This is a genomic window from Verrucosispora sp. WMMD1129 (genome assembly GCF_029581255.1).
GTDB lineage: Bacteria > Actinomycetota > Actinomycetes > Mycobacteriales > Micromonosporaceae > Micromonospora > Micromonospora sediminimaris.
In genome coordinates, this window is record NZ_CP120741.1 from 515,052 (window position 1) to 524,938 (window position 9,887).

The 9,887-nt window shown below is 70.9% G+C and carries 13 protein-coding genes; 12 read left to right on the forward strand and 1 reads right to left on the reverse strand.

Annotation, left to right across the window (positions count from 1 at the left end):
- The first annotated feature begins 28 nt into the window (after positions 1 to 28).
- The 4 genes from O7624_RS02340 to O7624_RS02355 all read left to right on the forward strand — a co-directional run bounded on the left by O7624_RS02340 (position 29) and on the right by O7624_RS02355 (position 3,807).
- Entirely contained in the window at positions 29 to 427 is a 399-nt protein-coding gene (locus O7624_RS02340; protein WP_282238716.1) for a hypothetical protein, read from the forward strand.
- 156 nt (positions 428 to 583) lie between these two features.
- A complete protein-coding gene (locus tag O7624_RS02345; RefSeq protein WP_282238717.1) occupies positions 584 to 1,684 on the forward strand; it encodes a ThiF family adenylyltransferase in 1,101 nt (366 codons plus the stop codon).
- Positions 1,681 to 2,988: a hypothetical protein gene (locus tag O7624_RS02350; RefSeq protein WP_282238718.1), complete on the forward strand. Its 1,308-nt coding sequence runs from the start codon at positions 1,681 to 1,683 to the stop codon at positions 2,986 to 2,988. Before O7624_RS02345 ends, O7624_RS02350 begins: the two co-directional genes overlap by 4 nt.
- 216 nt (positions 2,989 to 3,204) lie before the next feature.
- A complete protein-coding gene (locus O7624_RS02355; protein WP_282238719.1) occupies positions 3,205 to 3,807 on the forward strand; it encodes a DUF6879 family protein in 603 nt (200 codons plus the stop codon).
- Here O7624_RS02355 and O7624_RS02360 read toward each other — a convergent pair.
- Positions 3,731 to 4,828 carry an NAD(P)/FAD-dependent oxidoreductase gene (locus tag O7624_RS02360; RefSeq protein WP_282238720.1) on the reverse strand — a complete coding sequence of 366 codons (1,098 nt, stop codon included), beginning with the start codon at positions 4,826 to 4,828 and terminating at the stop codon, positions 3,731 to 3,733. The two genes, O7624_RS02355 and O7624_RS02360, sit on opposite strands and share 77 nt — an antisense overlap.
- 62 nt (positions 4,829 to 4,890) lie before the next feature.
- On the opposite strand from O7624_RS02360, the gene O7624_RS02365 reads away from it, so the two are divergent.
- The 8 genes from O7624_RS02365 to O7624_RS02400 all read left to right on the forward strand — a co-directional run bounded on the left by O7624_RS02365 (position 4,891) and on the right by O7624_RS02400 (position 9,882).
- On the forward strand, positions 4,891 to 5,232 hold the full coding sequence (locus O7624_RS02365; protein WP_282238721.1) for a metalloregulator ArsR/SmtB family transcription factor: 342 nt from the start codon (positions 4,891 to 4,893) through the stop codon (positions 5,230 to 5,232).
- 78 nt (positions 5,233 to 5,310) lie between these two features.
- Positions 5,311 to 5,997 carry a helix-turn-helix domain-containing protein gene (locus O7624_RS02370; RefSeq protein WP_282238722.1) on the forward strand — a complete coding sequence of 229 codons (687 nt, stop codon included), beginning with the start codon at positions 5,311 to 5,313 and terminating at the stop codon, positions 5,995 to 5,997.
- On the forward strand, positions 5,994 to 6,653 hold the full coding sequence (locus O7624_RS02375) for an arsenate reductase ArsC (protein ID WP_348774974.1): 660 nt from the start codon (positions 5,994 to 5,996) through the stop codon (positions 6,651 to 6,653). The genes O7624_RS02370 and O7624_RS02375 overlap by 4 nt, the downstream gene beginning before the upstream one ends.
- A 22-nt stretch (positions 6,654 to 6,675) precedes the next feature.
- The gene (locus O7624_RS02380) at positions 6,676 to 7,419 is read left to right on the forward strand and encodes an MIP/aquaporin family protein (RefSeq protein ID WP_282238723.1); all 744 of its coding nucleotides are present in this window, start codon (positions 6,676 to 6,678) and stop codon (positions 7,417 to 7,419) included.
- 55 nt (positions 7,420 to 7,474) lie between these two features.
- Positions 7,475 to 7,882: an arsenate reductase ArsC gene (locus O7624_RS02385; RefSeq protein WP_282238724.1), complete on the forward strand. Its 408-nt coding sequence runs from the start codon at positions 7,475 to 7,477 to the stop codon at positions 7,880 to 7,882.
- 112 nt (positions 7,883 to 7,994) lie between these two features.
- Positions 7,995 to 8,390 carry a DUF1330 domain-containing protein gene (locus tag O7624_RS02390; RefSeq protein ID WP_282238725.1) on the forward strand — a complete coding sequence of 132 codons (396 nt, stop codon included), beginning with the start codon at positions 7,995 to 7,997 and terminating at the stop codon, positions 8,388 to 8,390.
- A gap of 91 nt (positions 8,391 to 8,481) precedes the next feature.
- A complete protein-coding gene (locus tag O7624_RS02395; protein WP_282238726.1) occupies positions 8,482 to 9,057 on the forward strand; it encodes a GNAT family N-acetyltransferase in 576 nt (191 codons plus the stop codon).
- A gap of 111 nt (positions 9,058 to 9,168) precedes the next feature.
- On the forward strand, positions 9,169 to 9,882 hold the full coding sequence (locus O7624_RS02400) for a siderophore-interacting protein (protein WP_282238727.1): 714 nt from the start codon (positions 9,169 to 9,171) through the stop codon (positions 9,880 to 9,882).
- The last annotated feature ends 5 nt before the right edge of the window (positions 9,883 to 9,887 follow it).

Consider the following 9,887-nt stretch of genomic DNA (forward strand, 5'->3'; position numbering starts at 1 on the left):
GCAGGCGTCGACACCCATCGTTGTCTCTATGGTCGTACGCGCACCCGGCGGCGGCTACGGGGACATGCTCCGGCCTCCCACGACGCCAACCCCGGTCCGGGTCACCGTGCTCGCGTTCGCACTGCTGGCACTGCTGTTCGCGCTCGCGACGGTGCACCGGTCGCTGGCCGCGAAAGGCTCCCTCGGCGCCGTCGCCTTCTTCGCCGTGATGGCCACCGCGTGCGCCCTGGTCGCGGTCAGCCTGGCGGCCCGCCGCCGCTGGGCGCCGTACCCTGCGTACGCCGTGGCGGGTCTGCTGGCCGCCGCCTCGCTGGGACTCTTCGGCGCGATCACGATCGTCGGCCTGGGCCTGTTCGCCTGGGTGGCGGTGGCCCTGAACACCCGGTCTTCGCGGGACTGGTTCGGCCGGCGCGGTCGGCTGCGCTGACCGTCCGGTCCCGGCTGCGCCACCGCGACCGTCATGGCCGACCCACCGGCCGGCCGCACCGGCCGGACGGTCCTAAACAGATTGACAGGCGCACCGGCCCTCGACAGGCTGGGCGGGCAGGACGTTGTCAGCCGACGTGGCACACGGGGAGAGGCCATGAGGCGTCCACGCGTCAAACCTGAGCACGCGCCCTACCGGATCGCCGACGGCCGGATCCGGATCGGCGGCCCGACGTACGGCATCGCCGCCGAGGTGGCGGATCCCAGCGGTGCCATCTGGTGCCTGCTGGAGAGCATGGACGGCAGCCGCAGCGTGGCGGAGATCGTGCGCCACGTGCAGACGGCGCATGCCGACCAACCGAGCACCGACATCCGCGCCGCCCTGCAACTCTTCGTCGACTCCGGATACGTCGAGGAGACCGACGCGCCCGACCCGCCCGAGCTCAGTGCGCGCGATCGGCAGCGTTTCGACCGCAGTCGGGCGTACTTCCGCTGGATGGACCTCGTCCCCCGGGACAGCACCTGGGAGCCGCAGGTCGCCCTGAGCCGCGCGACCGTCACCGTGATCGGGCTCGGTGGCACCGGCGGGATCGCGGCCATGGCGCTGGCGGCCAGCGGTGTCGGCCGGCTCCGCTGCGTCGACCCGGACGTGGTCGAACTGTCGAACCTGAACCGCCAACTGCTCTACGCCGAGCAGGACATCGGTCGGGCCAAGGTCGATGCGGCGGTGGACCGGCTTCGGCAGTTGAACTCGACGGTCGAGGTCACCGGGCTCCGGCAGCGGGTCAACGGCACCGAGCAGGTGGCGGCCCTCGCCGCGGAATGCGACGTCCTGGTGCTGGCCGCCGACCGGCCACCGGCGCTGCGGCGATGGACCAACCGCGCCTGCCTGGCCACCGGCACCCCCTGGGTGGACGCCGGCTACCACGGCCCGCTGGTGCAGGTCGGACGGTACGTGCCGGGCACCGGACCGTGCTGGGAGTGCGTCCGGTGGGCCGACGCCGAGCAGCACCACGCGATCGGTGTCCGACACGCCGACACGGTACGGCGCAACGCGGCGGTCGCGAACGCGGTTGCCGCACCAACGGCGGGAATCTCGGGTCACCTGGCGGCACACCATGCCATGGCGTTGATCACCGGCGTACCGGCGCTGCCGGCGGGGCGGGTCGACGCGGTCAACCTCCTGGCCCCCGACGCGACCTTCGTCCGCGACGACCCACGCCGACCGGACTGCGCCGCCTGCGGGACGCCGGCATGACCGCCCCCGGGGTGAGCGGACGCGCCATGCCGGGGGCAGGCACGTCCGCGCCGCAGGTGTCCGAGACGAAGCCGATCGCCGACCGCAGTCGGGTCCGGCTGCACCGGCTCCATTTGCGTGCCGAGGGCAACTCCTGGGTCGTCGGCCGGGTCGACACCGGGTCGTTCGTCCGACTTCCGCCGATCGGGCACCGGGCCATCACGCTGCTGCCGCACACCACCGTCGGCGAGGTGCGAACCACGCTGCGGGAGGAGAGCGGCGCCGACGTGGACGTCGCCGAATTCGTCTCCGACCTGGTCGCCCTCGGTTTTGTCGCGGAGATCGACGGTCGACCGCTGCCGACGGCGCCGGTACCCAGACCGATGTTGCCGTGGCTGCGTCAACGGCACGTCCGCTGGCTGCTGCATCCGGTGGTCCCGCTGATCGCGGGTGCGGTGGTACTCGCCGCCGCGGTGGCGATCGGACGCGAGCCCGTGCTGGCGCCACGCCACCAGGATCTGCTCTGGAGCGACAGCGGCGGGCTGATCCTGCTCGGCAATTTCGGGATCGTCTGGACGCTTATCGGTCTGCACGAGTTGGCGCACCTGGTCACCGCCCGCGCGGCCGGGGCACCCGGTCGAATCAGCTTCGGTACCCGGTTGCAGTTCCTGGTCGCGCAGACCGATGTCAGCGGCGTGTGGGCGGCGCCCCGCCGCGACCGCCTGGCCGTCTACCTCGCCGGTATCGCGACGAATCTGGTGATCTACGCCGGAACGGTGCTGGCGCGGGCCACCGGTGTCGCGGGTCCAGCCGATGGCCTGCTCGCGGCGGTGGGCCTGCTCTCGCTCGGTCTCGTCCCGGTGCAGTTCCTCGTGTTCATGCGTACCGACATCTACTTCGTGCTCCAGGACGTGACCGGCTGCGCCAACCTGTACGCCGACGGCTCGGCCTATCTGCGACACCTGGCGGCACGGCCGGTGCGCCGGTTCCGGCGGGCAGCCGACCCGGGCGAGGACCCGAGCCGGCGACTCACGGCACGGGAGCGCCTGGCCGTGCGGGCGTACGCCGTCGTGCTGGTCGGTGGGACGGTCGCCTGCCTGGCGGTGGCGGTTCTGGTCACCCTCCCGGTGGCGGTCACCGTACTGACCTCGGCCATCGGCGCCGTGCTGGTCGGCGGCTCGGCCGGCGACCTGTTCGACGCGGGCGCGGTAGCTGCCATCAGCGTCGTCTTTGTCGTCCTTTGGACCCGTGCCTGGTGGCATCGCCACGGGCACCGGGTCCGACGGGGGATCAGCCGCCATCGGCGGCAAACCGGAAGGAGGTGAACCGCATGGAGAAGACGGACGGCCGCAAGGCCGACAAGCCGCAGGCCGGCAAGCTCGACAAGATCGAGATCCGCAAGCTCGACAAGATCGAGACGACCGCGCTGAGCAGCAACCCGTCCGGCTGATGCCGACGGACCGCCGGCTCGACGCGATTCCGGTCGCGCCGAGCCGGCGGCACCCGGGAAGGTAACGGTATCGAGACAGAGAGGTGAGGCCGTGCGGGATCTGCTCGATCAGGCGACCGGGAGGCGGCTGGCGCGGGAGGAGTACCTGGCGGACTTCTGGGAGCGGTTCTGGGCCGTCGACGGCGCGCACATCTGGAAGCTGGAACGACGACAGCACTTTCAGGAGCCGGGCTACGGGGTGTGGGAGGCGTTCGCCCGGGGCGACTGGCCGGAGTCGATGCGGCTGCTCCAGGCCGACCGGCAGCAGATAGCCGCCGAGCACCGGCGGATGGCCCGGCACGCGATCAGGCTGCACTGGGTTCGGGTGGTGGAGCCGCCGCTGAGCGAGTACGTGCGGTGGAACCTGCACGTGCTGCGGATCAGGGCGGAGTGCGGCACCGATGTCCGGATCGTCGGGCCACCACAGGTCGCGCCACTGGAAGTCAGCGAGCCGCTGCCGGAACTCGTCGCGGTGGCCGACGAGACGCTCTACGAGGTGTGTTACGACGTCGACGGCGTACTCGTCGGCGCGGACCGCTACGCAGACGCGGACCTGGTCCGGGCGTGCCGGCAGGTGGTCACCGACCTGCATCGGGCGGGCGAGCCGCTGGCCGACTACTTTCCCCGCGTAACTGCGCGACGACCGCGTTCATGACGTGTGCCGCATCGCGTCCGACACCGCGCAACGTGTTCGAGGCGAAGGAGCGCTGGAACTCCAGGCCAAGGTAGGCAAGGCCGGCATGGGTCGTCGACACTCCACCGACCTGCCGGGGCGCGTTGCGGTCCACCCCGAGCGGACTGAGGTAGTCGAGGTCCGGGCGGTAGCCCGTGGCGAAGATGACAGCATCGACCTTTTCGGTCGTGCCGTCGCGCCAGCACACACCGTCGGGGGTGAAGGCGGTGAACATCTCGTGCCGGGGCAGCGCACCAGAGGCGAGGGCGTCGCGGTAGCGGCCGGTGTCCAGCACGGCGGCGTGCCGGATCAGCCGGGTGACGGCGGACCGTGGAAGGCGGTCCGCGCCGGTGACATGTAGCCAGTGGTGCAGGTCGCGACCCCGGATCCGCTGCGGCAGGAAGCGGACGGGCTCTCGGGTAGCCAGCGTGGTCCGGGCGTGCATGGCCAGTTCGTAGGCGACCTGGACGGCGGAGTTTCCAGCGCCCACCACCACGACCCGCCTACCCGCGTACGCCTGTGGCCGGCGGTAGTGGGCGACATGGCGTAGGTCTCCCGCGTAGTCGGCTTGGCCGGGCAAGCTGGGCAGGTGCGGTCTGCCGAAGGAACCGGTAGCGGCGATGACACCGGCGGCGGGTATTTCGTCGCCGGTGCCGGTTCGGACGAGGTATCCCCCGTCAGCACGGCCGTGTACCGCGACGACCCGGGTCTGGTTGCGGATCTCGGCGTCCAGCACCCGCGCGCAGCGTCGGAGGTAGGCGACCACCTCGTCCCGGTGAGGGTAACGGTCAGGGTCACCACCGAAGGGCAGGCCGGGCAGGGAACTGTAGCGGGCGGGAGAGAAGAGGGTGAGGCTGTCGTAGTAGTCCGGCCAGGACCCCACCGGCTCGGCACCAGCGTGCAGCACGATCGGTCGCAGACCGGCGGTGAGAGCGGCGCGGGCGGCGGCGAGGCCGGACTGGCCTGCACCGATGACGACGAGAGGGTCGCTGGAGGGGCGCACGCCGCGACCATATCGTCATTTCGTTGAATGACAAAATGACTGGTTGAGGGAAAGGTGGAACGATGAGCGACAGCGCCGCCGACACATCCCCCGGGACGCCGGTCACCGACGGAACCGATTGGCACCTCGCACCGCAGACCCAGGACTTCCTGAAGGCCCTCGGCAGCCCGACCCGACAGCGGATGATGATGCTCTTCTCCGCCGGCGCGGAACTCTCGGTAGGGGAAGTGGCCGAGCGGGTCGGCGTCAGCCAGGCCACCGCGTCGCAGCAACTGACGCTACTGCGACGCGGCGGGATCGTCAGGTCACGTCGCGACGGCAAGACCGTGCTGTACCGAGCCGACCCAGAGGGTGCCCTGACCGCCCTGTCGGACCTGCGCTCCTATCTGACGAACTGCTGCTGAGTCACATCGGTCCGAGGAACTGCGGACGCCGGGGGCGCGAGCTTGACGGACGAGAATTAGTCAGCAATAGTTGAGTCTATGGAGGTTGAGCTTTCTTCGTTGGCGGCGCGAGCGCGCACCCATGCCGCACTCGGTGACCCGGCGCGCCTGGCGATCGTGGACGCGCTCACCCTCGGTGACGCCTCGCCCGGCGAGATCGCCAACCGGCTCGACATGCCGACCAACCTGGTCGCCCATCACGTCAAGGTCCTCACCCAGGCCGACCTGGTGGTGAAGGTCCGCTCCGAGGGCGACCGACGGCGCACCTACCTCCAGTTGCGCCCCGAAGCGCTCGCCGCCCTCGCCACCCCCCGGCTGACCGGGGTCGGTCGGGTGGTCTTCGTCTGCACTCACAACTCGGCCCGCTCGCAGCTCGCCGCCGCGCTGTGGCGACACCGCACCCGCGGCGCCGCCGCCTCGGCCGGCACCCAACCGGCGGCCCGGGTCCACCCCCGCGCGGTCGCCGTGGCCCACCGCCACCACCTCGACCTCGACCCCACCGGCACCGCCCACGTCGCCGACGTCGTGCGCAGCGACGACCTCGTCATCGCCGTCTGCGACAACGCCCACGAGGGACTGACCGACCAGCTACGCCCCCGGCTGCACTGGTCGGTGCCCGACCCGGTCCGGGTGGACACCGACGAGGCGTTCGAATCCGCCTACGCCGACCTCGCCGACCGGGTCGCCCGGCTCGCTCCCGCCGTCCTACCCGGAGACCCACGATGACCCACCTCACCCGCAGTCCCCGACCAGACCTCTCGGTCGATCAACGTCTGGCCCTGCGTACGGCCGCAACCCGCCTCGCCGAAGAGTTCCACGGCACGTACGGCAGCGAGACGATCGAACGTTTCCTGCACAGCAGCTACGACCAGTTCGCCGTCGACGGTCGGATCCCCCACTACCTGCCCCTGCTCGCCGAACGCTTCGCCCGCCAGCGGCTACAGGCACTGGCCCGCGTCGAAGGCCTTCACCGTGACGGCCGGCCCGTCGTCCTGTTCCTGTGCACCCACAACGCCGGCCGCTCGCAGATGGCCCTCGGGTTTCTCACCCACCTGGCCGGCGATCGGGCCGTGGCCTGGTCCGGTGGCAGCGAACCGGGCACCGAGATCAATCCCGCCGCCGTGGCGGCCATGACCGAACGCGGTATCGACATCTCGGACGAGTTTCCCAAGCCCTGGACCGACGAGGTGGTCCGCGCCGCCGACGTAGTGATCACCATGGGCTGCGGTGACGCCTGCCCGGTCTTCCCGGGGACCCGCTATGAGAACTGGGACCTTGCCGACCCTGCCGGCCTCGACGTCGACGATGTCCGGCCGATCCGCGACGAGATCGAACGGCGGGTACGGCGGCTCCTCGACGAGTTGAACGTTCCCACCCCATAGCCATCGAGGAGAAGCACAACCGATGACCATCGCACTCCCGCGGCGCCTGCTGGCCGAGTTCACCGGCACCGCCCTGCTGGTCACCGCCGTGGTCGGCTCCGGCATCATGGCCGCCGACCTCTCCCCGGACGACGTCGGCCTGCAACTGCTGCAGAACTCGATCGCCACGGCCTTCGCCCTCGGCGTACTGATCCTGATGTTCGGGCCGGTCTCCGGCGCTCATTTCAACCCGGTCGTCTCCGCCGCCGACTGGCTGCTCGGCCGCCGCTCGGGCACCGGGCTCTCCCCCCGGGAGCTCGCCGGCTACGTCGCGGCACAGGTGACCGGGGCCATCGCCGGGTCGGTGCTGGCCAACCTGATGTTCGACCTGAGCGCGGTCAGCTTCTCCGGCCGGGACCGCAGCGGTGGCAACCTGTGGCTCGGTGAGGTCGTCGCCACCGCCGGCCTGGTCCTGCTGATCTTCGCGTTGGCCCGGTCCGGCCGCGCCACCGTGGCGCCGGCCGCCGTGGGCGCCTACATCGGAGCCGCCTACTGGTTCACCTCGTCCACGTCGTTCGCCAACCCCGCCGTCACGGTCGGCCGGGCGTTCACCGACACCTTCGCCGGCATCGCCCCGGCCTCCGTACCAGGCTTCGTGGTGGCACAGGTCGTCGGTCTCGCCGTCGGTGTCGGCCTACTGGCGGCCCTCTACCCGGACGCCGGTGCCGCCGCCGACCTGGTGGTCGTGCCGGCCGACGACCAGGCGACCGCGAGCCGACACCCATGACCTCCACGCACGACCGACCGCCAGCCACGACCCCCGTACCGCAGAAAGGCACCTCGTGACCGACAAGCCAAGCATCCTGTTCGTCTGCGTACACAATGCCGGCCGCTCGCAGATGGCCGCCGGCTGGCTACGCCACCTCGCCGGCGACACCGTCGAGGTCCGCTCCGCCGGCTCCGCGCCCGCCGAGACGATCAACCCGGCAGCCGTCGCGGCCATGCGCGAGGTGGGCATCGACATCACCGACCAGACCCCCAAGCTCCTTGAGTACGCGACTGCGGAGTCCTCCGACGTCATCGTCACCATGGGTTGCGGTGACGCCTGCCCCGTGTTTCCCGGCAAGCGCTACGAGGATTGGAAGCTCGACGACCCGGCCGGCAAGGGCGTGGCGGCGGTACGCCCGATCCGTGACGAGATCCGTACCCGGGTCGAGGCGCTCCTGGCCGACCTGCGGAGAGCCGGCTGACGCCCGCCGGCCAGAAACGTGCACCGTGAGTGCAAAATCCCACCGCCTTTTCGTTGACGAGCCTGACCTCGATGCCGGAATACTGCTTCCAGTCCCGAGATCGGAGGCAACGATGACGGCGGATCCACACGGCAAGCTTCCCACCGGGTTTCTCGCCGACGGACCTGACGAACCTGTGGTCATGCTCAATCTGCTGCGGTTCGCCGACGGCGGCCGCGCGCGGTACCAGCAGTACGCGAAGGCTTTCGCCACGACCGTCGCGCCGCACTACGGAGTCGAGGTCGTCTACGCCGGCGACGGTGACGACGCCCTCATCGCCGCGGCGGATCAGCAGTGGGACGCGGTCCTGCTGGTGCGCTATCCAACCCGCCGGGCGTTCAGTCAGATGATCGCCGATCCGGCGTACCAGCGGATCGCCCACCTGCGGCGGGAGGCACTGAGCGATGCCGTGCTGCAACCCACCCGCCCCTGGGGACGGACGCCACGAGACGATTCCAGACAGCCGTGACCGACGCGCGCACCGCGCCACGAGACGGAGACTTGCCCGAACGCCGACCGGCTGGTTAGGTATGCCTAACCAAAGTTCGGGGAGGGTTCACATGTCGTCGCCCGCTGTGTCCGAGGCGATCGACGGTCTGGACAGCGCCGTCGTCACCACCGACCAGGTCGACATCCCGGCGCTGGCCGAGGTCTACCGCCGCGTGCACGCCGCCGACCTGCACCTGGTCGACCACACCGTGCCGACGGTGGAGGAACGCCTGCGGCGGACCGCCGAGGCCCCCGGTTTCGAGGCGGCGCTCGGGTACGTCGACGGCCGGCTCGTGGGGACGGTCATGGGTTGTCCGCTACCACCGGAGACCCTCTGGTGGCGTGACCTGACCTCCGCCAAGGATCCCGACCTGGCGATCGAGTGGCCGGGCCGCACCTTCGCGGTCTGCGAGGCGTTCGTGCTGCCCGAGTACCGCCGCCACCGGCTCGGATTCCGGATGACTGTCGAGTTGCTGGCCCGACGGCGCGAGGAGCGGGTGTCACTCGCCGTCGCCGAGACCAACACCCGGGTGTGGCACGCGCTGCAACGAACCGGGTTCGACCACGTCGGCGACCTCGTGCCGTTTCCCGGCTGGCGCTCGCACCGGATGCTGGTGCGGGCACTGCCACTTGCCGCTCGGCCCTGAGCCCGACGCCCACGCGCGCCCGTCGGCAGTCGCCCGGCTTCGACCAGGGACGTGCCATCGAGGGTCGGCAGGCTCCTCGTCGCCCGAACCGCATCCACAGTGGAGAACCGAGTGAAACGCAACTGGGAAGCCCTCGTACTCAAGGCGTTCGGGGGCCGGAACTTTGAGCTGACCGTCCTGGAGAACGAACCCGTCGGAGACCGCTACCAGCGGCTGCTCGTCGACGGGGGCGACCTGCTGCGTACCTGCGGTGTGCACCCCACCATGTGGATCCGGCTGTGGTTCGACAACGAGGGCCGACCCCACCAGCGGGCGTACACCCTTGTCGACCCGGACGCGGACAGCGGGCGCTTCCAACTCGTGTTCGCCCTGCACGACGGCTGCGCGGCACGCTGGGCCACGACGGCTCGGCCCGGAGACACCATCGAGGCGACCGTGCAGGGCAGCTCCTTCACGCTCCCCGAACCGGTGCCCGGCCGGCTCTACCTGGTCGGCGACGCGGCGTCCCTACCCGCGGTCAACAGCCTGCTCGACGCCGCCGGGCCGGTGTCGGCGAGCATCTGGCTCGAGTACGCCCATGATGGCGAGCGGAACCTGCCGCTGCGTACCCGGCCACACGACGAGGTGGTGTGGGTGCCGCGTCGCGACGAGGGTCAACACCTGGTGGACACCGTCACCGCCGCCCTGAACGCCGCCCAGGAGGACGGCCTGTACTGGGTGGCCTGCGAGGCGGCCAGCACCCGCAGCATCGTCAGACACCTGCGGCGCGGGCTGGGCGTCGGCAAGGAGCAGGTGGCGGCGCTGGCCTACTGGCGCGCTCGGTGACGGCC

Bases quoted from the DNA above. Each gene is read 5' to 3' on its own strand.
- O7624_RS02395 (WP_282238726.1), top strand. From the start codon at position 8,482: ATGTCGTCGCCCGCTGTGTCCGAGGCGATCGACGGTCTGGACAGCGCC.
- O7624_RS02345 (WP_282238717.1), top strand. From the start codon at position 584: ATGAGGCGTCCACGCGTCAAACCTGAGCACGCGCCCTACCGGATCGCC.
- O7624_RS02390 (WP_282238725.1), top strand. From the start codon at position 7,995: ATGACGGCGGATCCACACGGCAAGCTTCCCACCGGGTTTCTCGCCGAC.
- O7624_RS02375 (WP_348774974.1), top strand. From the start codon at position 5,994: ATGACCCACCTCACCCGCAGTCCCCGACCAGACCTCTCGGTCGATCAA.
- O7624_RS02380 (WP_282238723.1), top strand. From the start codon at position 6,676: ATGACCATCGCACTCCCGCGGCGCCTGCTGGCCGAGTTCACCGGCACC.
- O7624_RS02370 (WP_282238722.1), top strand. From the start codon at position 5,311: ATGGAGGTTGAGCTTTCTTCGTTGGCGGCGCGAGCGCGCACCCATGCC.
- O7624_RS02340 (WP_282238716.1), top strand. From the start codon at position 29: ATGGTCGTACGCGCACCCGGCGGCGGCTACGGGGACATGCTCCGGCCT.
- O7624_RS02365 (WP_282238721.1), top strand. From the start codon at position 4,891: ATGAGCGACAGCGCCGCCGACACATCCCCCGGGACGCCGGTCACCGAC.
- O7624_RS02350 (WP_282238718.1), top strand. From the start codon at position 1,681: ATGACCGCCCCCGGGGTGAGCGGACGCGCCATGCCGGGGGCAGGCACG.